The sequence below is a fragment of the Hafnia sp. CBA7124 genome, assembly GCF_002355555.1.
Lineage (GTDB): Bacteria > Pseudomonadota > Gammaproteobacteria > Enterobacterales > Enterobacteriaceae > Hafnia > Hafnia alvei.
Map to the genome: position 1 here is coordinate 1,540,411 of NZ_AP017469.1, position 26,687 is coordinate 1,567,097.

The 26,687-nt window shown below is 48.5% G+C and carries 28 protein-coding genes; 14 read left to right on the forward strand and 14 right to left on the reverse strand.

The features are described from left to right. Positions 1–155: 155 nt before the first annotated feature. The 5 genes from CPY98_RS07150 to CPY98_RS07170 form a co-directional block, all read right to left on the reverse strand. Positions 156–1,445, reverse strand: coding sequence for an HAAAP family serine/threonine permease (locus CPY98_RS07150; protein ID WP_025800895.1), 1,290 nt, complete (start codon positions 1,443–1,445; stop codon positions 156–158). A gap of 921 nt (positions 1,446–2,366) precedes the next feature. Then, positions 2,367–3,131, reverse strand: a complete 765-nt coding sequence (gene deoR / locus CPY98_RS07155) for a DNA-binding transcriptional repressor DeoR (RefSeq protein WP_025800896.1) — start codon at positions 3,129–3,131, stop codon at positions 2,367–2,369. A 258-nt stretch (positions 3,132–3,389) separates the two neighbouring features. After that, positions 3,390–3,998 (reverse strand): undecaprenyl-diphosphate phosphatase, encoded by a 609-nt coding sequence (gene ybjG / locus CPY98_RS07160; protein ID WP_043492243.1) that lies wholly within the window; start codon positions 3,996–3,998, stop codon positions 3,390–3,392. 331 nt (positions 3,999–4,329) lie between these two features. Further along, positions 4,330–5,574: an MFS transporter gene (locus CPY98_RS07165; RefSeq protein WP_096387011.1), complete on the reverse strand. Its 1,245-nt coding sequence runs from the start codon at positions 5,572–5,574 to the stop codon at positions 4,330–4,332. A 453-nt stretch (positions 5,575–6,027) separates the two neighbouring features. After that, on the reverse strand, positions 6,028–7,716 hold the full coding sequence (locus CPY98_RS07170; protein WP_043492486.1) for an aspartate:alanine antiporter: 1,689 nt from the start codon (positions 7,714–7,716) through the stop codon (positions 6,028–6,030). Between the two features lie 331 nt (positions 7,717–8,047). On the opposite strand from CPY98_RS07170, the gene ybjM reads away from it, so the two are divergent. Next, on the forward strand, positions 8,048–8,440 hold the full coding sequence (gene ybjM / locus CPY98_RS07175) for an inner membrane protein YbjM (protein ID WP_025800909.1): 393 nt from the start codon (positions 8,048–8,050) through the stop codon (positions 8,438–8,440). A gap of 73 nt (positions 8,441–8,513) precedes the next feature. Here the strand turns inward: ybjM and CPY98_RS07180 are convergent, their stop codons facing one another. Further along, positions 8,514–8,777 carry a GrxA family glutaredoxin gene (locus tag CPY98_RS07180; protein WP_004095905.1) on the reverse strand — a complete coding sequence of 88 codons (264 nt, stop codon included), beginning with the start codon at positions 8,775–8,777 and terminating at the stop codon, positions 8,514–8,516. 155 nt (positions 8,778–8,932) lie between these two features. Between CPY98_RS07180 and CPY98_RS07185 the strand changes: the two genes are divergently transcribed. From CPY98_RS07185 to rimK, 3 genes are read left to right on the forward strand one after another with little or no spacing between them, the layout of a single operon-like run. Beyond that, complete coding sequence (locus tag CPY98_RS07185; protein ID WP_025800910.1) at positions 8,933–9,238, forward strand: DUF1418 family protein; 306 nt, start codon at positions 8,933–8,935, stop codon at positions 9,236–9,238. Continuing rightward, positions 9,222–9,944 carry an oxygen-insensitive NADPH nitroreductase gene (nfsA, locus tag CPY98_RS07190; protein ID WP_025800911.1) on the forward strand — a complete coding sequence of 241 codons (723 nt, stop codon included), beginning with the start codon at positions 9,222–9,224 and terminating at the stop codon, positions 9,942–9,944. Before CPY98_RS07185 ends, nfsA begins: the two co-directional genes overlap by 17 nt. A 15-nt stretch (positions 9,945–9,959) precedes the next feature. Continuing rightward, positions 9,960–10,847 carry a 30S ribosomal protein S6--L-glutamate ligase gene (gene rimK, locus CPY98_RS07195; RefSeq protein WP_096387014.1) on the forward strand — a complete coding sequence of 296 codons (888 nt, stop codon included), beginning with the start codon at positions 9,960–9,962 and terminating at the stop codon, positions 10,845–10,847. On the opposite strand, the gene CPY98_RS20980 is transcribed toward rimK, so the two are convergent. Continuing rightward, positions 10,844–11,038, reverse strand: coding sequence for a DUF4250 domain-containing protein (locus tag CPY98_RS20980; protein WP_043492247.1), 195 nt, complete (start codon positions 11,036–11,038; stop codon positions 10,844–10,846). The genes rimK and CPY98_RS20980 overlap by 4 nt on opposite strands. A 142-nt stretch (positions 11,039–11,180) precedes the next feature. Between CPY98_RS20980 and CPY98_RS07205 the strand changes: the two genes are divergently transcribed. The 7 genes from CPY98_RS07205 (at position 11,181) to rlmC (ending at position 18,175) form a co-directional block, all read left to right on the forward strand. Beyond that, positions 11,181–11,672: a YbjN domain-containing protein gene (locus tag CPY98_RS07205; RefSeq protein WP_043492250.1), complete on the forward strand. Its 492-nt coding sequence runs from the start codon at positions 11,181–11,183 to the stop codon at positions 11,670–11,672. 400 nt (positions 11,673–12,072) lie between these two features. Next, the gene (gene potF, locus CPY98_RS07210) at positions 12,073–13,179 is read left to right on the forward strand and encodes a spermidine/putrescine ABC transporter substrate-binding protein PotF (protein WP_025800915.1); all 1,107 of its coding nucleotides are present in this window, start codon (positions 12,073–12,075) and stop codon (positions 13,177–13,179) included. 153 nt (positions 13,180–13,332) lie between these two features. Further along, a complete protein-coding gene (gene potG / locus CPY98_RS07215; RefSeq protein ID WP_096387017.1) occupies positions 13,333–14,466 on the forward strand; it encodes a putrescine ABC transporter ATP-binding subunit PotG in 1,134 nt (377 codons plus the stop codon). Between the two features lie 10 nt (positions 14,467–14,476). Further along, complete coding sequence (gene potH / locus CPY98_RS07220; RefSeq protein ID WP_040045868.1) at positions 14,477–15,439, forward strand: putrescine ABC transporter permease PotH; 963 nt, start codon at positions 14,477–14,479, stop codon at positions 15,437–15,439. Next, positions 15,439–16,284 carry a putrescine ABC transporter permease PotI gene (gene potI, locus CPY98_RS07225; RefSeq protein ID WP_025800918.1) on the forward strand — a complete coding sequence of 282 codons (846 nt, stop codon included), beginning with the start codon at positions 15,439–15,441 and terminating at the stop codon, positions 16,282–16,284. The genes potH and potI overlap by 1 nt, the downstream gene beginning before the upstream one ends. 158 nt (positions 16,285–16,442) lie before the next feature. After that, positions 16,443–16,934, forward strand: a complete 492-nt coding sequence (locus CPY98_RS07230; protein WP_096387020.1) for a YbjO family protein — start codon at positions 16,443–16,445, stop codon at positions 16,932–16,934. Between the two features lie 107 nt (positions 16,935–17,041). Beyond that, positions 17,042–18,175, forward strand: coding sequence for a 23S rRNA (uracil(747)-C(5))-methyltransferase RlmC (gene rlmC / locus CPY98_RS07235; protein WP_096387023.1), 1,134 nt, complete (start codon positions 17,042–17,044; stop codon positions 18,173–18,175). Here rlmC and CPY98_RS07240 read toward each other — a convergent pair. The 7 genes from CPY98_RS07240 to CPY98_RS07270 all read right to left on the reverse strand — a co-directional run bounded on the left by CPY98_RS07240 (position 18,163) and on the right by CPY98_RS07270 (position 23,968). Next, positions 18,163–18,651, reverse strand: a complete 489-nt coding sequence (locus tag CPY98_RS07240) for a methylated-DNA--[protein]-cysteine S-methyltransferase (RefSeq protein WP_096387026.1) — start codon at positions 18,649–18,651, stop codon at positions 18,163–18,165. The two genes, rlmC and CPY98_RS07240, sit on opposite strands and share 13 nt — an antisense overlap. Before the next feature lie 144 nt (positions 18,652–18,795). Then, positions 18,796–19,527, reverse strand: a complete 732-nt coding sequence (artJ, locus tag CPY98_RS07245) for an arginine ABC transporter substrate-binding protein (RefSeq protein WP_043492268.1) — start codon at positions 19,525–19,527, stop codon at positions 18,796–18,798. 230 nt (positions 19,528–19,757) lie between these two features. Beyond that, on the reverse strand, positions 19,758–20,426 hold the full coding sequence (gene artM, locus CPY98_RS07250; protein ID WP_025800923.1) for an arginine ABC transporter permease ArtM: 669 nt from the start codon (positions 20,424–20,426) through the stop codon (positions 19,758–19,760). Further along, the gene (gene artQ / locus CPY98_RS07255; protein WP_025800924.1) at positions 20,426–21,142 is read right to left on the reverse strand and encodes an arginine ABC transporter permease ArtQ; all 717 of its coding nucleotides are present in this window, start codon (positions 21,140–21,142) and stop codon (positions 20,426–20,428) included. Before artQ ends, artM begins: the two co-directional genes overlap by 1 nt. A gap of 168 nt (positions 21,143–21,310) precedes the next feature. Beyond that, complete coding sequence (gene artJ / locus CPY98_RS07260) at positions 21,311–22,042, reverse strand: arginine ABC transporter substrate-binding protein (RefSeq protein WP_025800925.1); 732 nt, start codon at positions 22,040–22,042, stop codon at positions 21,311–21,313. A gap of 69 nt (positions 22,043–22,111) precedes the next feature. Continuing rightward, positions 22,112–22,840: an arginine ABC transporter ATP-binding protein ArtP gene (gene artP, locus CPY98_RS07265; RefSeq protein WP_043492272.1), complete on the reverse strand. Its 729-nt coding sequence runs from the start codon at positions 22,838–22,840 to the stop codon at positions 22,112–22,114. 210 nt (positions 22,841–23,050) lie between these two features. Further along, positions 23,051–23,968, reverse strand: a complete 918-nt coding sequence (locus CPY98_RS07270; protein ID WP_043492275.1) for a LysR substrate-binding domain-containing protein — start codon at positions 23,966–23,968, stop codon at positions 23,051–23,053. 136 nt (positions 23,969–24,104) lie between these two features. Between CPY98_RS07270 and CPY98_RS07275 the strand changes: the two genes are divergently transcribed. From CPY98_RS07275 to CPY98_RS07285, 3 genes are all read left to right on the forward strand, one after another. Beyond that, the gene (locus CPY98_RS07275) at positions 24,105–24,719 is read left to right on the forward strand and encodes an FMN-dependent NADH-azoreductase (protein ID WP_043492278.1); all 615 of its coding nucleotides are present in this window, start codon (positions 24,105–24,107) and stop codon (positions 24,717–24,719) included. Between the two features lie 25 nt (positions 24,720–24,744). Further along, positions 24,745–25,113, forward strand: coding sequence for a helix-turn-helix domain-containing protein (locus CPY98_RS07280; protein ID WP_025800929.1), 369 nt, complete (start codon positions 24,745–24,747; stop codon positions 25,111–25,113). A gap of 162 nt (positions 25,114–25,275) precedes the next feature. Next, a complete protein-coding gene (locus CPY98_RS07285) occupies positions 25,276–26,676 on the forward strand; it encodes a Xaa-Pro peptidase family protein (protein ID WP_096387028.1) in 1,401 nt (466 codons plus the stop codon). The last annotated feature ends 11 nt before the right edge of the window (positions 26,677–26,687 follow it).

Below are 26,687 nucleotides of genomic sequence, written 5' to 3' on the forward strand. Positions count from 1 at the left end.
TAAACAGGGCTATATCCTTCGTACTTGAAGCTGCTACCGTGCTGCAATTCCAATTACTGTGGATATAAAGAATGGTGCTGCCAGAGAAGGGGAGTGATGCGGCCAGCGCAAGACAAGAAGTGCGCTGGCCGGTAGAACATTAACTCTTACAGCGATTAACCGAACAGGGTGTACAGGATTGCAGAGATTGCAATCAGACCCATGATGACCACGAATACGTTGCTGATGTGGCCGCTGTATTTACGCATCGCTGGAACTTTATGGATGGCGTACATTGGCATCAGGAACAGGATCATCGCGATAACTGGGCCACCCAGGGTTTCGATCATACCCAGAATGCTTGGGTTCAGCGTTGCAACAGCCCAAGTGGTCAGCAGCATGAACAGCGCAGTGATTTTGTTCAGTTTGCTGGTTTCAATGGTTTTGCCTTTGCCACGCAGAGACTTGATAACCATACCGTTGAAGCCTTCACGAGCACCCAGATAGTGGCCCAGGAAGGATTTAGTGATCGCGATGAAGGCAATAACTGGCGCCATGTATGCGATAACTGGAGTATTAAAGTGGTTAGCTAAGTAAGACAGAATGGAGATGTTCTGTGCTTTAGCTTCAGCCAGATCCGCTGGAGACAGGCTCAGTACGCAGCTGAACACGAAGAACATAACGGTCAGAACCATCATGATGTGTGCGTAAGCTAGGATCTTAGAGCACTTCTTCTCAGCGTCTACACCGTACTCTTCACGTTTTGCCACGGCGAACGCAGAGATGATTGGTGAGTGGTTGAAAGAGAACACCATAACTGGAATTACCAGCCACAGGGTCATCCACAGGCCGCTGCCGTTCATGGACTGAGTCATTGCCGCGGTTTCGAAGATAGCACCGTTCCAGTTAGGGATCAGGTACAGAGCCAGCATCATCAGGACCGCAACAAACGGGAATACCAAGATGCTCATTGCTTTAACGATGAACTGCTCACCCAAACGAACGATAGTCATCAGACCCAGAATCAGGATCAGAGACAGAATGGCACGTGGAGGTGAAGACATACCCAACTGGTGAGTAATGAAGCTATCAACGGTGTTGGTGATTGCAACGCTATATACCAATAAGATTGGGTAAATAGCGAAGAAGTACAGCAGGGTAATCAGTTTACCTGCACCCACGCCAAAGTGTTCTTCTACAACTTCAGTGATGTCTTCGCCTGGATTTTTACCAGACAGCACGAAACGGGTCAGGCCGCGGTGCGCAAAGAAAGTCATAGGGAAAGCGATGATTGCCATGATGATCAGTGGAATTAAACCACCGACGCCGGCGTTGATTGGCAGGAACAGTACGCCTGCACCAATCGCTGTGCCGTACAGGCCCAGCATCCACATGGTATCTGACTTGCGCCAGGCCGTTGCGGAACCAGAAGTAGAAGTAATAGTACTAGTCTGAGTAGTGTCCATAGGGTCTCCGAAGTGAACACGTTTAAAACAGTTTCTTATCAAAACAATTCTTTGTTCAGTCGTGATGTTCAACGAAAGAACTTTATTCAATTCAACGTACTGCGTGTGTTGCTAATTACCTGGTTATAAAAATGGATTCATTCCATTAAATAAAGCGGCTGCACTATACAACAGTGTATAAAAACAACTGTGTATAAAAGGAACGCATAAAGCTTACTTTTTCATGGAGCTTGCTTTGTCCTGCTCGGCCAAAATAAAAAAAGCGAACAAATAATAGTCCGTTCATAAAATGCTCTTTTTAATTGTTGGTGAGTTGCAGCTGTTTTCGGCGGGAAAGATATATTTTTACAGTTAAAACGTCCGTGATCCGGCTCTCAATTGCGATATTCACTCGATTTTATCGCGTTTTTTCTGATTTTTAGGCTAAAATAAACACACAAAATTAACAAGGAAATTCATGCTAATTAACAGTGATAGGAAAAATAGTAAAAATTCGTTTCTTATATGAAATAAAAAACACGATTTAACTGAATTCCCAAAAACAAAGATTCTTATCACTTTGGTTATAGTCAACATGTGTATTATAAGTGAGGATATTTTAACTCACTGTTTTACATGAGTTTATTTTCGTAATTTTATTGTTTTTTGTATGACGAAAATATATGCATTTTAAATGAGAAATTAGATTAAAACTGATTATTCCTTGAGCGTAACTAATAAGCAATATTCACCTCAGTGAATGAAATTGGCTATTAAGTATGATTAATTAACTTATTGGTGAGAAAGGAAATGATGAATAGGGGAGAAAAGATTGGTAAATAAACAACCGAAGATAAGGATGAAATGACTACAGCCTCAATTATATTGAAACTGTAGTTTATAAATAGGATTATCAAAGTGATAATGATTATTAAATAGTAGTTAGCACAAAAGTTGTACGTTCTTTAGGATCAAAAACTGGCAAATTTCCGTTCTCGGCGCCTGATCGGTGATCAGCGTGGAAAACTCGGAAAGTGGTGCAATCCAAGCTGGTTTGACTTCACCAAATTTGCTGGCATCGGCGATCAGCACCGAACGGCGTGCCCGCTGAATCGCTTTTTGCTTAAGTGCAATCTCATCAAGATTGAAGCAGGTTGCGCCCTGTTTCTGGGTGATACCTGCGGCGGAAATAAAGGCCAGCGTTGGGCAAAGGTTATCCAACTCGCTGCAAATCCCGTTAGGAACAAAAATGGCGCTGTCTGGATTAAATGAGCCGCCGCATAAGATCACACGGCAGTTTGGCTTGGTGCGCAATGCCATAAATGTGTTTAACGAGTAGCAGACGCCGGTGAAGCTCAGTGATTCATCAAGAGCATCAATGATGAAAGGAACCGTGGTACCGCAGTCAAAAAAGACGACGTCATCTTCTTGCACTAGCTGCGCAGCAAGTGTGCCGATGTGGCGCTTTTCTTTGACACGTTTTTCCTGCTGATCGGTCACGAAGTAGCGAGCGCTTTGATGGATTTTTGGGTCTAGCACCACATAACCCCCCAGTAAGACCACGTCGCTACTTTGTGAGGCTAAATCGCGGCGCACCGTCATTTCTGAGACATTAAGTAACTCGGCGGCATCTTTAAGATGTAGTTTATCTGTTCGTTTGAGCGCCTGTGACAAGCGGTTAATACGATCGTAACGCCGGGTTTCCATAGTTTCTCTCAGTAAAGTGACCGGTACTTAAGCCGGGCAAGAATAATCGGGATGCCTTTTCCCATGAGATTCCGGATAAGGAACAACGTTCCAACGTGATGTTGGATGAGATAAATGCGACTACTTTCAACGAATTCAATCGTTCGCGAGGCCTTTCATCTTACCTCTGCGCCTGCCGAGGCGCAAATTCGTGATTGAGTGAATGTAGTCTAGTAGATACAAAAAAGCCCGCAAAACGGGCTTATCATCTCATTGAGCTTATTGTCTCACCCAGCCTCGTCGAATCGGCAGAGCAAAGCTGAAGGAGTAAATCTGATGCAAGCGGCTGACGATGCTTTGGCCGATCATGCCCCAAAGCAGCTGCGTCACGGCGCAACTCATGAGTCCTACGAGCAGCCCGCCAACCATATCTAGCGGCCAATGCACGCCAAGATAGACGCGAGACCATGCGATACATACGCCTAGTGCCAATAAAATGACACCGAATAGCAGATGGCGATACCAGAACAAAAATGCCAGAGCAAAGGTAAAGATGCCAGTACCATGATCGCTCGGGAATGAGTTGTCGGGGGCGTGTGGAATAAATTGATAGCCAATACCGTCAACAAACGGCCGTGCATGAGGGAATATCATGCCAATGACGCGCGAGGCGAGTAGGGCAAAAATCAGGGCAAAGGTGGCTTTGGTAGCAAGAGTGCGGTTCTCGTCCATTGCCTTGCGTGGCCCCCATAGCCAGAAACTCACGATCAGTATTGGCACAATGGCGATCAGATCGTTGGCAAAAAACTTGGCTAACGCAATCAGCCAAGCCGGAGAATTTGGTGTAGCGTTCACAAGCATAAAGAACGCTTGGTTAAACTGTTCCATATAACGTCTTACTCTTCTAACAAACCCAAAATAGGCATCTCAATGAAATAGCAGCTATTTTATCGAATGATGCCCTAACAAAGCCGAGCAGTAAGGCCACATTGACCCACATAAGTGACGGCAAAAGAGCGCGTACAATAAAAGTCGGCATCGCGGGAGTAAAGGCCATTAATCTGAAAATTAGCAAAAAGTGTGATATTCAGAATTTGAAGCAAAAAATGGTGCCTCATCCCATATCGTTACCTTAACAATCACAGCTTAAGGGAACATTAAGGGGCGATGCACCATTCGGTTTATGAACGATTGTTTGTGAACGATTGTTTGTGAATGATTAGTAAGCTCTTGCTGGTGTGGTTGGGAACATCAACCCGATGACCATGGCGCTAAGCGCAGGGAATAACGCCATCACAAACCAAGGTAGACCGGCGAGTGTTAGGCTGTGGCGAGTGGCTTCCATCAGCTCCCCGATGATGGGACTTCCCACTAAAACCGCAAAACCACCGCTCAAAGCCAACGCCTGATAATATGGCGTCGTATCATTGCCATTTGCAAAGTAGCTCACGAGGTGCTTGGTCGTGGGCACAATCAGGATCTGTCCACAGTTGATGAGGAATACAAACATCAACAGCGGCAAATAGCCATGCCACCCAGTGGTCTGATGGCGTATTGCGACAAATGCCATATAGATGAAGGCGAGCGATAGGGTTGAAAATCCCATCACCAATAACTGACTTTCTTTTCTGTTCGTAAAGCTACGTAGACCTTTCTGGATCAGCATTGAAATCAACACGGAAAACGCAAACAGCAGGCCAATGTATTCGCTCTCCCCACCCAAATGACGCAACGTCAGGGGAAGGGCTAAAAATAGCTGGCTGTAGCTGAGCAAATAGCTGCTATAGGCTAATACAAACACCAAGAAGCGGCGATTTTGCAACACGTTTTGCCACGTGCCTTTTTGCTTCGGCAACGCAGGGTAATAGAAACTAGCGGGGAGTTTTTGCGCTAACCAAATCAAGGCGGCGACAAACACCAAAGCGCCAGCCCATGCAAGAGCATGAAAACCAAGGCTGACTAACCAAAATCCCAGTAATGGCCCTACGAGCGCGCCTATTTCGCCTGCGATAGCCACTGAATTCCCAAGTTCTAATACCTTGCCTGATTTCAGCTTATGATCGCCTTCGCCCGCTTCGTTCATCAGCAGGTTTTTGGCTGGCGCAAATAACGCACCGCCAACTCCTGTGAGTAGTACCCCTGCGATGAGCAGGTTGGGCTGATTAGCAAATGCTAAACACAAAAAACCACTCGCCTGCGTTAAGCATCCGAGCAGCAAAAGATTTTTCCCACCGATAGAGTGAGCGAGCTGTTCGCTCTTCATATACATCATCTGTTGGGCAAAAAAGCGCAGCCCAACCACAAACCCGATGACCTCCCCAGACAAGCGCAGCGAGTCATGCATAAACAGCACAAGGAAAGGAATAACGAGATAAAATGCGCTGCTAAAGAGCGACTGACTCGCGATCAAGTCGCGCGAGTTTGCATACAGAGGGATTGGGATAATTTTATTTTTAATCTTCATAACATTACCAATAATGAGTGAAAGTCCATTAGGTACCATCTTGATAGAAGATGGCCTCAACCCGACTCATCATGAGAACGGCTTTAAAATCACTGCGGGTTCAAATCTGCCTTGATGCATAAAAGCAACGAATGCGGCGATGTGAATAACACAATACGCCTAGGGTATAGCGAGTTGCTTAAGCGAACATTAAGGATGAGAGATGTTATTGAATGAAATTATGAACAATGGCTAGGTATGGTTTAACTATTTGATTTTATGATGGTGTTTATTACAGGCAATAAAAAACCCGGTAGTCTTGAACCTAAGAAGGCGGGACTATCGGGCTCCTCAATATGGGGAACATCAAAGAAAAGCAGTGGCACTAATTAAGACTTTGTCGCGGGTAGAAAGTTTCAGGCAAAGTGAAAAAAATCACAGTTTTTTTCTTTTTGCCTGAATTCTAAGACTTTATTATCCGCCGATGCCGGGCCATATGATGACGATCAGTGTCCCCGCGAGTGTGAGCAGAACGTTGGCTATCGCGTAAGTGCCCGCATAGCCCAGTGCAGGGATGTTGCTGCGTGAGGCATCGCTAATGATTTCCATCGCGGGAGCACAGGTTCTGGCGCCCATAATGGCACCAAACAGCAGGGCGCGGTTCATGCGCAGCACGTAGGCACCAAACAGGAAACAGATCACAACGGGCAGCAAGCTGACCACCAAACCGGAGAGCAGCATTTGCCCACCGATTTGTCCCAAACCGTGGTTCATGCCTGCGCCTGCACTCAGGCCAACACCGGCCATAAATACCATCAAGCCAAACTCTTTCACCATGTTCAGCGCCCCTTGCGGGATATAGCCAAAAGTAGGGTGATTGGCACGCAGGAAACCCAGCATGATGCCGGAGAACAGCAATCCAGCGGCGTTACCGATGCCAAAGGAGAAGTTGCTGAACTTGAAGGTAATCAAACCAATCATTAAGCCGATGATAAAGAAGGCGCAGAAGGCTAAAAGATCGGTGACCTGACTATGGATAGAAATAAACCCGATGCGTTCTGCCACGCTTTTGACGCGGCGCGCATCGCCGCTGACCTGCAGTACATCGCCTTTGTTGAGCACGATGTTGTCATCGATAGGCATTTCAATCTGACTGCGTATCACGCGGTTCAGGAAACAACCGTGGTCAGTCAGTTTGATTTGGCTGAGGCGCTTACCTACTGCATTGTTGTTTTTGACCACAATTTCTTCGGTCACGATGCGCATATCCAGCAAATCGCGGTCGAAAACTTCTTTCCCATTACGGAAACTTGGGTCTAAACGGGCATGGGCATCAGGATAGCCGACCAGCGAAATCTCATCACCGACCTGTAAAACAGCGTCGCCGTCTGGCGTGGCTAAGATACCGTTGCGGCGGATACGTTCGATGTAACAGCCGGTTTGGCGATAGATGCCCAGTTCGCGCAGGTTTTTGCCGTCAGCCCAAGAAACCAGCTCAGGCCCAACGCGGTAAGCACGAATCACCGGCAGGAAAACTTTGCGCTGTACTTCATTATCTAAACCGCGTTCACGCGCGATCTGCTGCGCCGAGGTTGGCAGGTCTTGGTGCTGAAGCTTCGGTAAATAGCGTGCGCCAAAAATCAGGCTGACTAAACCGATGAGATAAGTCAGGGCATAGCCGAGGCTTAGGTTGTCTTGCAGATGAGGAAGGTTAGGATTGTTAGCCAAAGTTTGACGCAGCGTATCGCCCGCACCCACCAGCACCGGCGTAGAGGTCATTGAACCTGCCAACATCCCAGCGGTTAAGCCGATATCCCAATGGAAAAGTTTGCCAAAGCCCAGCGCCATCACTAGCGCACTGCCAACCATCACGAGGGCCAGCATGAGATAGTTTTTTCCATCGCGGAAAAAGATAGAGAAGAAATTGGGGCCAGCTTCCACGCCCACACAGAATATAAACAGCATAAAGCCGAGATTCAGTGCCTCCGTGTTGATGGCAAAATGTTGTTGTCCGAGGAGAAGAGAAACAACTAAAACGCCAATGGAGTTACCGAGCTGAACGGAACCCAAGCGTAATTTACCGAGGCATAACCCCAGCGCCAAGACAACGAACAACAGCAGGATGTAATTTCCTGTTAACAAACTTGCGACATCAATGTTCACGGCGAATAACTTATCGTTAACTAGCTTGCGCTTGATATGATTGACTATTGGAGATACATTCAACCATACAAAATAATAAATTTCATCTTTAACTCGGTTATCCCCAGTAATAGATGAAACCCCAATACGAACGGTGTATTGGCAGCTATTTTAGACGCGACTTGTGTGTTCGGCCAACAAAAAGCCGAAACATGTGGGAATGCGTCTTTTGCACGTTATCACGCTAGGGAATGCGTGGGCTCACAGAGCTATCTGCTTCGCCAAGGGCGGTGAAAAGGGTAGGTCACTGTGGGTGTATTGAATATCGCTTCTAAGGAAAGAGGGATTTTTGATGACAATGTATCGGCGTTGGTTGGGCGCGATGGTTGCTTTTGTCTTAGTTAGTTTGCTCTTCATGGTATTAAAACCGTGGGAGCACGCAGACGGCCCCAACATTGTGATGAAAGGTGAAATCAGCCTGCTGTGGTTTGTTATTCCCGGATTTATTGCGAGCTATGCTTCTGTGAACGGCCGCATTTTTTATCCTTTTCTTGGCACCCTTTGTGCCGTGCTGGTTTCAACATTGATTCACTTGTTTTATGGAACAGAGTTACGTAACGGATTACAGATGTTTGCGTATGGAACCAGTGCGCTTTTCTGGTCGACTTCAGGGGCGTTTCTTTTTTGGTTTGTCGCGCTCACCTGGCAGAAAAAGCGTTCGATTGGCGTTGAGCGCTATCGCTAGAAAGACACCACATTCTGATAGATAAAATAAAAGGGCATCCAAATGGATGCCCTTTTTTCGAAGCAGAAAACGATTACTGGAACAGAGCCAGATTTTCTTTAGCGTAGGCTTCAAAATCAGTGCAGCCGCCAATATGTTTCTGATCGATGAAGATCTGTGGAACGGTTTCAACAGGTTTACCGACGGTTTTTTCCAGATCGGCCTTAGTGATACCCTCTGCGTGGATATCAATATAACGGAAGTTGAAATCATCGCGTTCTTCGGTCAGTTTTTCAGCCAACTCTTTAGCACGGACACAATACGGGCAGCCCGGACGCCCAAAAATTACTGCAAACATGAGAACTCCTTGATTGATTTGAGCTTATTCACTAAATCTTGATAATGTTTAGCGCCGACTCACTTTAACTGCGTTTACTATGCCTGCTACGGCAGTTAAAAAAAAGTAGGATTTGCCTGTTACTTTGATAAATTTTGCCTATTTAGGGAGTCCGCATGAAGGCTTTAGGGGATTTGCCTAAACCTGTTTTAATCTGTGAAGCTCTGGGAATGGTGCTGCTGGTGGTAGCCTATCTCAGTATTCACGATTATATTCATCTACCCGATCTGCTCGCGACACCGCTCGCGGCGGTCATCATGATTTTTGCCGGTGTTGCGCTGATGATACCGGCTGCCGTGGCGCTGATTTGGAGCTTGACGCATAGCAAAACACCGCTGTTTAGCTTAACGCCAAAGTCAGATGCGTCGGCGGCAAAACCTGAAACAAAATCTGAGGAGCATAAAAATGACGCCAACCATTGATCTTCTGTGTTCGCATCGATCTGTCCGTGCGTTTACGCCACAGCCTATCGGTGACGCAGAGCGGGAGGCAATTTTTGCTGCGGCACGTGCCACGTCTAGCTCAAGCTTCTTGCAGTGCAGCTCGATTATTCGTATTACCGATCCTTCACTGCGTGAGCAACTGGTTGAGCTAACCGGAGGCCAACAGCATGTGGCCGATGCCGCTGAATTCTGGGTTTTCTGCGCGGATTTCAATCGCCATAAAGAAATCTTTCCTCAAGCGGAATTAGGTTTGGCTGAGCAACTGCTGTTAGGCACCGTTGATACGTCGCTGATGGCGCAAAACGCCTTTACTGCGGCTGAATCCTTAGGGCTGGGCGGCGTTTATATTGGTGGTCTGCGTAATAATATTGAGGAAGTTACCCAGCTATTAAAGCTGCCGCAAAACGTGCTGCCGCTGATGGGATTGTGTCTTGGCTATCCGGCGACTAATCCCGCGCAAAAGCCGCGTCTACCGGAGGCGATGGTGGTGCATGAAAACTACTATCAACCACTCGATCGTGAACTTCTGGCGCAGTACGACGCCCATATTTGCGCTTATTATCAAAGCCGTGGAAGTAACACGCGTAGCGATACTTGGAGCGAGCAGATTAAGCGCACGCTGGCGAAAGAGAGCCGTCCGTTTATGCTGGAATATCTGCATAAACAAGGTTGGATCCTGAGATAGTATAAGAGGTTGGCCGTGAATATCGTCATACTTTCCCGTGATGGCTCCCTATATTCATGTAAACGCTTGAAAGAGGCGGCGCAGCGACGTGGTCACAACATTGATATTGTTGATCCGCTTTCGTGCTATATGAACATCAACTGCGCAGCACCCAGCGTGCATGAAAAAGGGCGTCAGTTGGAACGCTATGACGCCGTGATCCCGCGCATTGGATCGGCGATTACCTTTTACGGCACGGCGGTTTTACGACAGTTTGAAATGCTGGGCAGTTTTCCGCTAAACAACGCCGCTTCGATTGCCAAAGCCCGCGATAAGCTGCATTCATTGCAGTTGTTGGCTCAGCAGGGCATCGATCTGCCTATTACGGGATTCGCGCACCGCCCTGACGATACCAGCGATTTGATTGAAATGGTCGGTGGTGCTCCGCTGGTGGTTAAGCTGGTTGAAGGCACGCAGGGGATCGGCGTAGTGCTTGCCGAGACGCGTCAGGCTGCGGAAAGCGTAATCGATGCTTTTCGTGGTTTGAATGCGCACATTCTGGTGCAGGAATATATCAAAGAGGCTCAGGGCGCAGACATTCGCTGTTTGGTGATCGGCAAGCGGGTAGTGGCGGCTATCGAGCGGCAGGCTAAACCGGGTGAGTTTCGTTCTAATCTGCATCGCGGTGGTACCGCGAAACGGGTGGTTATCACCGAACAAGAACGCGATGTGGCGCTGAAAGCCGTTGCCACGCTGGGTTTGTGCGTGGCAGGCGTGGATATTCTACGCTCCGCGCGCGGCCCGTTGGTGATGGAGGTTAATGCCTCGCCGGGGTTGGAAGGCATTGAAACCACCACGGGGAAAGATATTGCAGGTATGATGATCGACTACATTGAACGCACGATTGCGCGCAAAAAGCACTAAACCTGTACAAACTGATTGGTGGCAGGTTGATAGTGATATCCCGCCTGCGCCAATCGTTCCTGTAATCCACTCATCGAAATATCATAACGGCGGGCTAAATCCTCTAAGGTTGGGCACTCATCGCGGAGTTTCATGTTGACGATGCTCATCAGCATCAATGGGTCCATAGTGGCATAGCGCGTCAGCGACATTGTGTACTCCTCTTTCCGCCAAGATTGATGAATTAATTGTCTTTGAGCATAGATAAAACGGGCAATTTTCCGTAAGCTATGCCCCTTTTCTACGTCTGTGCTCATTATCTCCTGTTTTATCATTTTTGTAAGGTAGGCCACTATGGATTCGCTAATCGTCCCGGATCTGGATCTTTTACGACGCTGGCTGGATCAACTGGGCATCACCTTTTTTGAGTGTGACTCCTGCCAAGCGCTACATCTGCCGCATATGCAGAATTTTGACGGTGTATTTGACGCCAAAGTCGATATGATCGATCAAACGATTTTGTTCAGTGCGCTGGCTGAAATACGCCCGACCTCGCTGATCCCCTTGGTTGCCGATCTCAGTCAAATGAATGCCAGCACGTTAGCAGTGAAAGTCTTTGTTGATATTCAGGATGACAATTTACCGAAGCTGATTGCCTGCCTTTCATTGAACGGCAGCGTCGGTGTGACGCTTGAGCAGTTTGCTGAGTTCATGAAACAGGGCGAAGAACAGCTTTCGATGATCATGATGGAGACACGCGCCAATGGCATGTTGTTTCTCGGCGAAGGCGAAGAAAGCGACGCCGATTACGACCCAAACGCCATGAGCGGGCCTCTGCTCCATTAGTGATAACGCGCCTGACAATCACTGCGCTGACATGGTTCAACGGCACCTTTATGGTGCCGTTAGTTTTTGTATAAAAACCTCATAAATATTCTGCAAATTAATCAATCTCCCCGATATCTGACGCCATAAGCGGCTTGAATGGCGCACGACATAGATGCTATTGCATAGAAAGTCGATAATTGACGTTTTTTCCACCGCTCGGTGGCTGGATAGGCTATCAGCAGTTATGCTTGATTTGCAGCGTACAGCCCAGATTTTCCTCATATTATTACCCAACATTTAAATGAAGAAATAACCGATTTTTCTGATTTTATATGCATAACGATCTGCTGTCGCATGCCATCACGGCTGGTAAACGGGCTAGTGCGCGCCGTTTCTACATTATTTGGAGGGATTGACGATGATCAACGGGCATAAAAAATGGCTGGTAGGCGCTATCTCTGGGGCTTTAATGGCTACCGCGGCAACGGCCGCCGATCAGAAAACGCTGCATATCTATAACTGGTCTGACTATATTGCACCAGACACCTTGGCGAATTTCACCAAAGAAACCGGCATCAAGGTGGTTTACGACGTGTTTGATTCCAACGAAGTGCTGGAAGGCAAACTGATGGCCGGTAGCACCGGTTTTGACTTGGTTGTTCCTTCCGCCAGTTTCCTCGAGCGTCAGGTTGGCGCGGGCGTATTTAAACCCTTAGACAAAAGCCAACTGAGTAACTACAAAAACCTCGATCCTGAGCTGCTAAAGCTAGTGGCTAAGCACGATCCAGACAATAAATATGCGATTCCGTACACCTTTGCGACCACTGGCATTGGCTATAACGTCGAAAAAGTGAAAGCGGCATTAGGCAAAGATGCGCCGGTGAATAGCTGGGATCTGGTGTTGAAACCTGAGAATCTCGAGAAATTGAAAAGCTGCGGTGTTTCTTTCCTCGATGCTCCCGCAGAAATTTATGCCACCGTGCTTAACTACATTGGCAAAGATCCTAACAGTTCTGACGCCAACGACTACAACGGCGCGGCGAACGATTTGCTGTTAAAACTTCGTCCAAATATTCGTTATTTCCACTCCTCTCAGTACATCAACGACTTAGCCAACGGTGACATTTGCGTCGCGGTCGGCTGGTCCGGCGACGTGATGCAGGCCGCTAACCGTGCTAAAGAAGCTAAAAACGGGGTGGATATTGCCTACAGCATTCCGAAAGAAGGTGCACTGATCTTCTTCGATGTGTTTGCGATGCCCGCTGACGCGAAAAATACCCCTGAGGCGTATCAGTTCCTCAACTACTTATTGCGCCCTGAAGTGATCGCAAATATTAGCAATCACGTTTATTACGCTAACGCCAATAAAGCGGCGACACCGTTGGTGAATCCAGAAGTGCGGGATAATCCGGGAATTTATCCTCCGCCGGACGTCAGAGCCAAAATGTTCACGCTGAAAGTGCAATCGCCAAAAATTGACCGCGTGATCACTCGCGCGTGGACCAAAGTGAAAACCGGAAAATAAATCAGCGAAACAGTTACGTAGATAAATAATGTGGCTACGCTGAATACACAGGCAGAGAAAACCTCTTTGCCTGTGTGCTTTTACACTGCTCATTGAGCGGTATGTGTCGATGCAGCCGGGTCTGTATCAGGTACGAGAGCGAGGACGTCCCGAATGAATGATATTATCCCCCGTCAGGCACCTAAGATGCATAAAGCGTTTACGCCGTTGTTGGAAATACGCAATCTCAGTAAAACCTTTGACGGGCAGCTCGCCGTCGATGACGTCAATCTCACAATTTATAAAGGCGAAATTTTTGCGCTGCTCGGCGCATCAGGCTGTGGAAAATCCACCTTACTACGCATGTTGGCTGGTTTCGAAATGCCCTCCAGCGGGCAGATTGTCCTCGATGGGCAGGATTTAGCCCATGTGCCTCCTTATCAGCGCCCAATCAATATGATGTTCCAGTCTTATGCGCTTTTTCCCCATATGAGCGTGGAGCAAAATATCGCCTTCGGTTTGAAGCAAGATCGCTTGAGTCGCGGCGAAATCAGCCAGCGCGTGGAAGAAATGCTGTCACTGGTGCATATGCAGGAATATGCGAAACGTAAGCCGCATCAGCTTTCAGGCGGGCAGCGTCAGCGTGTTGCGTTGGCGCGCAGTTTGGCCAAACGGCCAAAATTGCTGCTGCTAGATGAGCCCATGGGAGCATTAGATAAAAAACTGCGTGAGCGCATGCAGTTGGAAGTGGCGGACATCTTAGAACGCGTGGGCGTGACCTGCGTGATGGTGACGCACGATCAGGAAGAGGCGATGACGATGGCAGGGCGAATTGCCATTATGAACCGCGGTAAATTCGTGCAAATAGGTGAGCCAGAAGAGATTTATGAGCACCCAAACAGCCGCTACAGCGCCGAATTTATTGGCTCGGTTAACGTCTTTGACGGCATTTTGAAAGAACAGTTAGACGATGCGTTGCTGATCCAAAGCCCCGGCCTGTTGAATCCGCTCAAAGTGGATCTCGATGCCGCCGTGGTTGAGGGCGTTCCGGTGCAGATTGCTTTGCGCCCAGAGAAAATTCTGCTGTGTGAAGAGCCACCGGAAGACGGCTGTAATTACGCAACGGGAGAAGTGGTGCACATTGCCTATCTTGGTGATTTGTCTATTTATCACGTCAAGCTGCTCAGTGGGCAAATGATTAGCGCTCAGTTGCAGAATGGTCACCGTTTCCGCAAAGGTATGCCAACCTGGGGCGACCAAATCAAGCTGTGTTGGGATGCCGATAGCTGCGTGGTGCTCACCGTCTGAGGAGATAGCGATGTCTACACTGTTTACAAGTCGCAGCGATCGCCCTCCGGTTCAGCGGGTGGGAAAATTCACTGCGTGGCTCTACCGTTTACGCGGGGTGCATGGCCGTAAACTGGTTATTGCCTTGCCCTATCTATGGCTGATCTGCCTATTTTTACTGCCGTTCCTGACGGTGTTTAAAATCAGTCTGGCCGAAATGGCACGTGCGATCCCGCCGTTTACCGATCTAATGACCTGGGCGGACGACAAGCTGGATATTGCGCTGAACTTTGCCAACTATTTTCAGCTTTTTGACGACCCGCTTTATGTCGATGCTTACCTTCAATCGCTGCAAATCGCCGCTGTCTCAACGATATGCTGTTTAATCATTGGCTATCCGCTGGCGTGGGCGGTAGCGCACAGCAGTTCATCGACGCGCAATATTTTGCTGCTGCTGGTGATCTTGCCGTCTTGGACGTCGTTTCTGATCCGCGTGTATGCATGGATGGGAATACTTAAAGAGAACGGCGTGCTGAATAACGTGCTGCTGTGGCTCGGCGTTATCGATCATCCGTTGATTATTCTGCACACCAACACGGCGGTGTATATCGGCGTGGTGTACTCCTATCTGCCTTTTATGGTGCTGCCTATTTATACCGCGCTGACGCGTATTGATTACTCGCTGGTGGAAGCGGCGTTAGATCTCGGTGCGAGGCCAATGAAGACTTTCTTTAAAATCATCGTCCCTTTGACCAAAGGTGGAATTATCGCGGGCTCTATGCTGGTGTTTATTCCCGCCGTGGGTGAGTTTGTGATCCCTGAATTATTAGGTGGGCCGGACAGCATCATGATTGGGCGCGTACTGTGGCAGGAGTTCTTTAACAATCGCGATTGGCCCGTGGCTTCGGCGGTGGCGATCTTGATGTTGTTACTGCTGATCGTGCCAATCATGTTGTTCCACAAATATCAGAACAAAGAACTGGGGGCACACTGATGAATACTTTACCGGTTGTGCGCTCGCCGTGGCGTATTGTGATTTTAGTGGTGTGCTTTTTCTTCCTGTATGCGCCGATGCTGCTGTTGGTTATCTACTCCTTCAACAGCTCTAAACTGGTTACCGTGTGGGCAGGGTGGTCAACGCGCTGGTACAGCGTGTTATTCCATGATTCGGTGATGATTAGCGCGGTAGGATTAAGCCTAACTATTGCCGCAGCGGCGGCAACGATGGCGACCATTCTTGGCACCATGGCGGCGGTAGTCATGGTGCGCTTTGGCCGCTTTCGTGGCTCTAACGGCTTTGCATTCATGCTGACCGCTCCGCTGGTTATGCCTGATGTCATTACCGGACTCTCACTGCTGCTGCTGTTTGTGGCGATGGGACACTTGATCGGCTGGCCCGCAGAACGCGGTATGCTGACCATCTGGATGGCGCATGTGACCTTTTGTACGGCCTATGTCACCGTGGTGGTCAGCTCCCGCTTGCGTGAGCTGGATAAATCATTGGAAGAGGCGGCGATGGATCTGGGCGCTACGCCGCTGAAAGTGTTCTTTGTGATCACCATTCCTATGATTGCCCCTGCGCTGGTTTCCGGCTGGCTGTTGGCATTTACGCTGTCGCTCGACGATCTGGTTATCGCCAGCTTTGTGGCGGGGCCGGGATCAACGACGTTGCCGATGCTGGTGTTTGCCAGCGTGCGCATGGGTGTTAATCCAGAAATTAACGCGCTGGCCAGTATTATTTTGCTGGTGGTTGGGGTGATTGGCCTGATTGCATGGTGGTTTATGGCCAGAACAGAAAAACAGCGGTTGAAAGAGATCAGAAAAGCCGCAGGTGGTTAACAGTGGTTATCTAACCTATCTCAGCGAATATCATCACTGAGCGTGTGAATAAATAGGGCGTGTAACACGTTAATTTGAAACATAAAGATCATAAACCGCTAGCCTGAACAACATAATTTGTCCTATCATGAGTTTTTCAGGCTAGCTTATGGAATAAGATGTCAGAAATACTGCGTAACCGGCATGAAATGCTGAGGAAATGGGCTTTGGCCCCGGTACCTGTATTAATTGCCGGCACGGCAATGATCGGTATTCATACGCTTGGATTTTTGCTGTTACTCCATGAGCTGGGCTTTGACGGTTTAAGCGCGTTTATTTCAGATAGCGTACAGAATTGGGATTCCATGCTGCTTTGTATCGCAAGCGTTGCGGTGCTGAGTATTGAAATTGTCTGTGGGCTGGCCGTCATTCAGGGAAAAAACTGGGGGCGCTGGGGATACTTAGGCTGCCAGATTACGGTGATCGCCTATATGTTGCTGGCCTCGCTTGGCTGGTTTCATCCTGAAATGTTCAGCGTAAACGGAGAAACCGGCAGCGAAATTTTCGCTGAGCTGGTGCGTTTAAAAATTCCTGAGCTCATGATCTTAGCCCTGCTATTTATTCCCCTCGCTAGCCGCCGTTACTTTGGGTTGCAGAATCGCCGCAGGTAAAGTCAGCGCGTTATTTACCGTCTGTATTTCGCCTGAACCTATGCCTTTATGCTACAATCCGCGCCGCCGTAACCCCATCTTTTCTTATTCAATAGAGTCTTTGTGATATGCACTGTGCCCTGTATCAGTCGGGAACCTGTCGCTCTTGTCAGTGGCTTGAAACGCCATATGCCCAACAAATTACCCAAAAACAGCAGCAGCTAGAAGCGCTGATGTCTGCCTTGCCGGTCGGGCGTTGGCTACCGGTTGTCAACAGTGTAGAACAGGCATTTCGTAACAAAGCGAAGATGGTTGTCAGCGGCAGCGTAGAACGCCCGCTGTTAGGTATGCTGCATCGTGATGGCACGGCGGTTGATTTATGCGAATGCCCGCTTTATCCCGACGCTTTTGCCGCGGTGTTCGATACGCTCAAAGTATTTATCGCCCGCGCCGGATTAACGCCTTACAACGTTGAGCGTAAACGCGGTGAGCTAAAATATTTACTGCTCACCGAAAGCCAAAAAAATGGCCAACTTATGCTGCGCTTTGTATTGCGCTCGGAAACTAAGTTGGCACAGCTGCGTCAGGCATTGCCTTGGTTACAGCAGCAACTGCCTCAGCTCGCGGTGATCACGGCCAATATTCAACCGGTGCATATGGCGATTTTGGAAGGAGAGACGGAAATCTTTCTCTCCGAACAGCAGGCGCTGGAAGAGTCGTTTAACCAAATTCCGCTGTATATTCGCCCGCAGAGTTTTTTCCAAACCAATCCTCAGGTTGCCGCGGCGCTGTATGCCACCGCGCGTGACTGGGTGCATGAGCTCAATGTCAGCAGTATGTGGGATCTGTTTTGTGGCGTGGGGGGGTTTGGATTGCACTGCGCAACGCCTGAGATGGAACTCACCGGCATTGAGATTAGTGCCGAAGCCATCGCCTGCGCGACGCGCTCTGCGCAGCAAATCGGCCTGCATAACGTCCAATTCGCCGCTCTAGATTCAACGCGTTTTGCCACTGCCGAAGGCGAAGTGCCTGAACTGGTATTAGTTAATCCGCCGCGCCGTGGGATTGGGGCAGAGCTTTGCGCTTATCTTAGCACCATGGCTCCGCAATATATTCTCTACTCAAGCTGCAATGCGCAGACGATGGCTGTAGATATTGCGCGCTTGGAAAATTATCGCATCGAACAAGTTCAGCTCTTCGATATGTTCCCGCATACGGCGCATTACGAAGTATTAACCCTACTGGTTCGTCAGGATCGGTAGCTGATTTTCTCCAGATCGAGTAAGGCTTTTTTGATCGGTAATCCGCCTGAATAACCGGTCAAAGAGAGATCTTTGCCGAGCACGCGATGGCAGGGAATGAGAATCGAAATGGGGTTTCTTCCCACCGCGCCGCCCACGGCGCGCACGGCTTTCGGATTGTTTAACGCATTAGCAATGACCGAGTAGTGGCTGATGGTGCCGTATGGGATAGTGAGTAATGCCTGCCATACCGACTGCTGAAACGCCGTACCAACGGGCGCGAGCGGCAGGTTATCAAAACGTAGTTTTTCCCCTGCAAAATAGGCATCTAAACAGTCGCGAATTTGCCGGTTGATGCTGAAATCCCCATCCTCAATCCACTCGGCAGGGCAGATCTTTTCTTCGATCTCATTAGGTAGCCACAGCTGGCGCAGCCCTTTTTCATCCGAAACTAATCTGAGCATGCCAACGGGCGAGGAATAAAGTGCGTGGTACATGAAGTCTCCCTGAGTTTGGTTTAGTCCACGTTGATTGGGCTAAGGTAGCAAAACGCAGCGAGGGAGGGTATTACCATGAAGGATAAGGGATAAAATTCAGAATTTCAGCGACCCCTCTCCCGAGATGGGAGAGGGGGATTTTATTTATTGCGGGAACCACTGATCGTTGATTTTTTTGTACGTTCCATTGGCCTTGATATCGTCCAGCGCTTTATTGAGCTTTGCCAGCAGAGCGGTATTTTCAGGACGAACGGCAATCCCTAAGCCGGTACCGAAATATTGCGCATCGGTCACGTGATCGCCCACGGCGGCGAGATTAGGATTGCTTTTCAGCCATTCATTGACGACCGCAGTATCGCCAAATACGCCGTCCAAGCGGCCACTTTTCAGATCCAGAATCGCGTTTTGATAGCTATCGTAGGCCACGGTTTTAATTTCAGGATGCTTATCCTGCAAATATTTCTGATGGGTGGTGCCATTTTCCATCCCTACGCGCAGGCCTTTCATATCGGCGAAGGTTTTATATTTGCCTTTGTCCGCTATGATAATGGCGGAGTTAGCGTAATAGGGCTGGGTAAAGGTGACCTGCTTTTGGCGCTCTGGCGTGATATCCATGCCAGAAATAACGGCATCATAACGTTTGAATTTCAGTGCAGGGATCAGGCTGTCGAAGGCCTGATTGGTGAATGTGCAGGTCGCCTGCATCTGTTTGCACAGCGCCTTGGCCAAATCCATGTCAAAGCCAACGATCTGGTTGTTTGAATCCATGGATTCAAATGGTGGATAGGTGGCAGAAGAGGCAAAGCGGATCGTTTCCGCTGCGGTGGCGGTAAAGCTCATTCCTGCCAGTAATGCACAAACCATCAGCTTTTTCATCGTAAAACTCCTGTCTGAAATAGTATCTTTAGGCGACCGTCTTTATTTTGAGGTATTCGCACGAACGGAACGATGTTCATACGGAATGACGGCTAAGTGAACAGAATTGACTTTGCCATTAAGTGAATTTATATGCAATATATTTGGTTAAATATTTATTGTGTATTTTTTATAGACACAAAAAAACCAGCGCAATGGCTGGCTTTTTGTAGGTATTCTAAATGATTAGGTTAGTTTCTGCGTTCGAAGGCCAGTGCACGGCGTTCAACCATACGCATAATTAACGTAAGTAAACCATTTACGCACAGGTAAATCACGCCCGCTGCGCCGAACACCATAACATCGTAAGTACGGCCATACATCTGCTGGCTGTAACCCATCACTTCCATCAACGTGATGGTGTAGGCCAAAGAGGTACTTTTAAAAATTAACACCACTTCGTTGGAATAGGACGACAGTGCGCGTTTAAATGCGAACGGCAGCAAAATACGTAACGTCTGGCTGCGTGACATGCCAAGGGCTTCGCAGGATTGCCACTGACCGGATGGAATCGCCTTCACCGCGCCGTAGAACAGCTGAGTGGTATACGCCGCGCTGTTCAGCGCCAAGGCAACCATGGCGCACAGCCAAGGCTGCGACAGCATATTCCACAACCATGGCGTCTGCTTTATCCAGTCAAACTGCCCTGGGCCATAATAGATCAGGAAGATTTGCACCAGCAGCGGGGTGCCAGTAAACAACGTGATATAGCCCTGCACTAGCTGAGTGAGCACGATAGGGCGCAGGGTCAGCACGATGGTGAACAGCAAAGCCAGCACCAAAGCCACCAACAGGGAAACCACGGTTAACGTTAGGCTGGTCGGCAACCCTTGAATGATATCGGGAATGTACTCAAACATTAGGCGTTCCCCCGCTCAAAGCGCGTGGTACGCAGTTCGATTCGCTTCAGAATATATTGGCTGAAAAGGGTAATAATCAAATAAATCGCCGCGGCAACCATATACCACGTAAACGGCTCTTGAGTTCGGGTGGCAATGCTTTTGGTTTGCAACATTAAGTCATTCACACTGATCAATGAAACCAGAGCGGTATCTTTCAGCAGTACCAGCCATTGGTTACCCAGTCCCGGCAGCGCATGACGCCACATCTGCGGCATGACCAAACGGAAGAAAATGGCGCTTTGGCTTAATCCTAATGCTTGACCGGCTTCGCGCTGACCTTCAGGAACGGCTTTCAGTGCGCCACGCAGGGTCTGAGAGGCATAGGCCGCATACAACATCGCCAGCGCAATAACGCCGCAAATGAAAGGGCTCACCTCAAAGTTTTCGATATTCAGCTGGATTGGGATCTGGATAAAGCCCAGATTCAGATTAAAACCGTCTGAAAGCACCATCAGCAACTGCGCTGAACCAAAATAGATAAACAGCACGACGAGAATTTCAGGGAGTCCGCGCACCAGCGTTACCCATGCGGTACCCAGCCAAGCCACCGGTTTAACCTGTGACGATTCCCATACGGCGAAAATCATGGCTAATATCAGCCCAAGAACTAATGCACAAAGCGCGAGGCCAACGGTCATACCCGCCGCACTTAATAAAGGTTGAAATTCAATCATTGCTTGGAGCCTATCCCATCAAGCGCTCAACACGCCTGAATGATACTTTTTATTACGCCTACAAAGATAGGCACTATACCCGTTCACAGTGCAGGGTATATATCCCCCGTTCATTGGCGCTGCATGGAGGCGGTTAGCCTAGCAACAGCGCCAAAGATATCAGAGATATTACTGCTGGAACCATTTGCTATAGATGGTTTTATAGGTGCCATCTTGCTTGAGCTGGTTCAGCGCGGTGTTAAATTGATTCAACAGCTCCGCGTTGTTCTGGCGCACGGCAATGCCCAGACCGGTGCCGAAGTAGTTAGGATCGGTCACTTTGTCGCCCACGGCGGACAGGGTCGCATTCTGCTTCAGCCATTCGTTCACTACCGCAGTGTCACCGAATACCGCATCCAGACGGCCATTTTTCAGATCCAGAATGGCGTTTTGGTAGCTGTCATAAGGAACTGGCGTAATTTCAGGATGTTTTTCCTGCAGGTATTTTTGGTGAGTTGAACCGTTTTGCATGCCAACGCGTTTACCTTTCAGCGCAGCGATGTCGGCAACTTTGCCTTTCTCCGCGATGAACAGCGCAGAGTTGTCATAGTATGGCGCGGTAAACGCAACCTGTTTCTGACGCTCTGGGGTGATATCCATACCGGAAATCACCGCATCGATACGTTTGAATTTCAGGCTTGGGATCAGGCTATCGAAAGACTGATTGGTGAACGTACAGGTCGCTTTCATCTGTTTACAGATGGCATTGGCCAGATCGATATCAAAGCCCTGCATCTGGTTGTTGGCGTCCATGAATTCAAATGGAGGATAAGAAGCTTCGGCAGCAAAACGAATGGTTTCCGCCGCTGATGCAGAGACGCTGATACCGGCTAATACTGTGGCAATTATGATTTTTTTCATCGCAGACTCCAACTTCTGTTAGCTAATAGTTTGGTCAAAAACGACCCTGTTAACGTGTCAATCTAACCGTTAGTGAGACAGATAACCGGCAAATGCTTCGGTTTGCGGATGTGCAAAATGACTGGCGTCACCGTGCTCAATCACTCTGCCTTGTTCCATATACACTACGCGGCTAGCGGTTTTACGTGCCACTTCCACTTCGTGAGTCACGATAACCTGTGTGATGCCAGTTTCAGACAGTTCGCGAATAATGCTAACGATCTGAGCGGTAATTTCTGGGTCTAGTGCCGCAGTCGGTTCGTCAAACAGTAATACCTGAGGTTCCATCATCAGAGCACGGGCGATGGCCACACGCTGCTGTTGACCGCCAGAAAGATGCAGCGGGAAACGATCCACGTAGTCTGTCAGACGCAGGCGTTGCAGCAATTTTTGCGCGCGTTCCACGGCCTGAGCTTTGCTCAGCCCCAAGACTTTGCATGGTGCTTCAATCAGGTTTTGCATCACGGTCAGATGTGGCCACAGATTGTACTGTTGGAACACCATTCCGACGTTACGACGCAGTTCGCGGATCGCTTTTTCACCCGGCGTTTGGCTGAAATCGAACTGATTACCCGCAATAGAAAGTTGTCCAGAACGCGGCATCTCAAGCAGGTTTAATACCCGCAGCAGAGAGCTTTTACCTGCACCGCTCGGCCCCAGTAATACCAAGGTTTCGCCCGCAGGACATTCCAGTGTGATGTCGAACAGCGCTTGATGTGCGCCGTAAAAGCAATTAATGCCGTTTATTTGAATACTCATGCGCGTTTACTGAATAGCCATTGATGGGGCAAATGTTAACTTCCACAGAATACTTATGCAATCTTTGTGCGTTAAAATTTATTACCGCACCCCTTAATCGCTTAAGATTAGCACAATATCACCTTTTTACTGGAAAACTGGCACATTTGCCCAGCCTCGACTAAATCCTCTTGGCTGAATGCATACAAAGTGAATGAATAAGAGACTGCATTAGGTTTTATTGATGCGGCGCACTTCATTCAGTGACTGGCTAAGGTAGTCCAAAAAGGTTTTGAACAGCAGTGTCTGCCCGCGTTTAGACTCATACAAAGCGTGAATTGAGTGAGGTTCGTTAGTCCACTCGGGTAAAACATGCACCAGCGCACCGGAATCAATATGATCTAAGCAGATAAAACGCGGCAGACAGGTAATGCCGACGCCGTTAATCGCTGCATAAACGACCGCGCGCATATTATTGGTTATCAGGCGCGGAGTGACGTTGAGGGTCACTTTTTCTTTATGCACATTAATGAGACGCCATTGGCGGTTATTGTCGTCGCTTTTTTTGATTATTGTTGCATGCTGTGCAAGCTCTGAAACATCGTTTGGCATGCCAAAACGTGCAATATAATCGGGGCTACACACTAATATTTGGTGCTCAATGCACAGAGGTTTGACGTGCAGGCTCGAATCGCGCAGCGGGAGTGGCTCTGGGCGAATCGCAATATCAATACCTTCCGTGGTTAAATCAACGTCTCGGTTCATGGCTAACAGTTCAATTTCCACATCGGGATATTTTTGAATAAATCGACACACCACCGGAGCCATAAATTCTTCTGTCATCATCACCGGCGCGGCGATTTTAAGCTTGCCGCTTGGGTAGGCCAATGCGTTGCTCACCAAATCTTCGGCAATTTGCGCCTGTTGCACGGCCAGACGGCACTGCTCAGCAAATTTAAGCCCCAAATCCGTGACGTTAAAGCGCCGAGTCGAGCGCTGCAATAGACGAACGCCAAGGCTCTCCTCCAGCGATGCAATACGACGACTCAGCAAGGATTTTGATACACCGAGCGCTTTAGCTGCGGCGGTATAACCCTGATGATCGACGGCATGAACGAAGTAGAGCATATCGTTGAGATCGCATTTCATTTTATTGTCTCGTTTTTGCAACAATGTTTCCGAAAATTAGATATTTCGCTCTGTAATTGCAACCATTAACCTAGCAGCAGTTATTTTTTCTTCAAAAAATGCATTTTTTGCAAACAGAATATCTTTAGGAATCAGAATGAAATTGCTGCATATCGACTCAAGCCCATTTAGCACCCAATCGACCTCGCGCCTGCTGAGCGCCGCAATCGTGGCCCAGTTGCAGGAAAACCACCGCATTCAATCTGTCATCTACCGTGATGTCGGGCTCACACCGCCGCCACATTTAACCGAAGCCGTATTCAACGCGATGCGAAATGGCGTCGAGGGATACAGCGACGAGGTTATTCACGCCGTACAGGCCGCCAATCAGGCAATTGAAGAGCTGAAAATATGTGATGCGCTGGTGATTGGCGCCCCGATGTTTAATCACTCCATCGTGACTAATCTCAAATCTTGGATTGATCAGGTCTGTCAGGCGGGGAAAACCTTTGCTTTTACCTCACAAGGTGCGCAAGGGCTGATTGCGGATAAGCCGGTATTTATCGCTTCAACGCGAGGCGGCATCTACGCGGACGCTGTTCACCGAGCGATGGATTTTCAAGAGCCTTATTTAGTTTCCGCGCTGTCTTTGATGGGGCTAAAAAACGTCAAAATTATTCGTGCCGAGGGCGTCGATAAAACGCATCCGGGCCGATCGGAAGCGCAACGCATGGCGTTGGAGGAGATAAAAAACACCGTTTTTATCGATTAATACCGCATCTAAAAGGGAGAGAATAATGACAACACAACAATACGACCACCTCATCGTGACCGATCTGGTGAATTGGATTGAAAGCCATATCGACGATAAATTGCTAATTGATGATGTTTCACGCCAGTCCGGTTATTCCAAATGGCATATTCAGCGTAAATTTAAAGCCGTCACCGGTAAAACCATTGCCAGCTATATTCGCAACCGTAAACTCACACGCGCGGCGCTGGCGCTGCGTAAAACAGATCGTCGCGTGTTGGATATCGCCTTGTCCTGTGGGTTTGATAACCAACAGACATTTACCCGCATGTTCCGCAAACGATTTGGCATTGCACCGGGGTTATATCGCGCAAGTGCTGATGCCTCTGCTCAGAATTTCATCTACCCAATCTAGATAAATTAAACGTAGAGAAAACAATTATTCGAACTACGATGATTTTTGCAAGCGAGCTCGGTTATTCAGAACAGCGTTCTCTCTCTCTGACTTAATTCCGTTATTATCTCGGTTATTGTTGTGACTTAGATGATGACTGCGCAAGCTAAAGGGAGAGTCGGCATGGATTTACTGAAAGAGAAGAATATTGTTTTAAAATCTGTACCACAGCCACAGGTATTTCCCGATGCTCAGCAGGTAGAGCTTCTCGATGAGACCCTTCAGCTTCGCTTGGATCGCGTGCTGGCGCGTATGAAAGCATCTGGGCACGACTATCTAGTGATTTATGCCGATAAAGAGCACGGGGCTAATTTCGAATATCTAACGGGGTTTATTCCTCGATTTGAAGAAGCGTTATTAGTGCTCGCTGTGTCAGGAAAGGCATTTTTATTGTTAGGCAATGAAAACATGAAAATGTCCCAGCATGCGCGAATTGCCAATCATGCCATCTGCGTTCCTCATTTCTCACTGCCTAATCAGCCGATGGATAACCCGATGACGTTAACTCAGGCGCTGAAAGATACCGGAATTCATCACGCGTCTTCAGTGGGCATTGTGGGTTGGAAAATGTTCACTAGCCCAACAGAAAATAACGAGCAGATTTTTGATCTGCCTTATTTCATGATGAATGCTATTCAGCGCGTCGTTTCTCCTCACGCTAAGATCTGCAACGCGACGCATTTATTTATTGGCGGAGACAGCGGGGCGCGAGTCATCAATTCGGCCAACGAAATTGCCCATTACGAATATGGCGCAAATTTAGCCTCAACCTGTATGTTGCAGGCGATGAACGCGATAGAACTGAATAAAACAGAAAAAGAGATTGGGCATTATCTCACGGCGGACGGGCAGCCCAATAACGTGGTGACGATTGCCGCGTTCGGTCAGCGGTTTAAAAATGCGCGTTTATATCCGGGTGAGAATCGTATTACGCTGTCAGATCGTGCCTCGTTGACGACCAGCTACAAAGGCGGCTTATCCAGCCGTGGCGGCTACGTTGCTCATGATCAACATGATTTGCCGCCTGACCAACGGGATTATCTCAACGCCGTGGCAAAGCCTTATTATCGCGCCGTTGTTGCATGGCTTGAATATATGGCGATTGGCGTAACAGGGGATGATATTTATCAGCGTATTGAGACTGTGCTGCCTAAAGCGCAATACGGTTGGCACCTTAATCCAGGCCATTTAGTTGCCGATGAAGAGTGGATGAGTTCACCCATCTATTCGGGTTCACAGGCTAAAATACACAGCGGTATGCTGCTGCAAATTGATATTATTCCCTCAGTTCCGGGCTACGCCGGTGCCAGCGCCGAAGAGTGTGTGGCTCTTGCTAATGCCGAACTGCGTGAGCAGATTGCGCGTGAATACCCTCAGGTTTGGCAGCGTATTCAACAGCGCCGAGCCTATATTATTGAGCATCTCAACATTGCATTAGGTGAGGATATTCTACCGTTGTCTAATTTGGTGGGCTATTTACGGCCTTATTTGCTCAATAAAAATATGAGCCTTTGCGGCGAGTGATGAGGACGCAT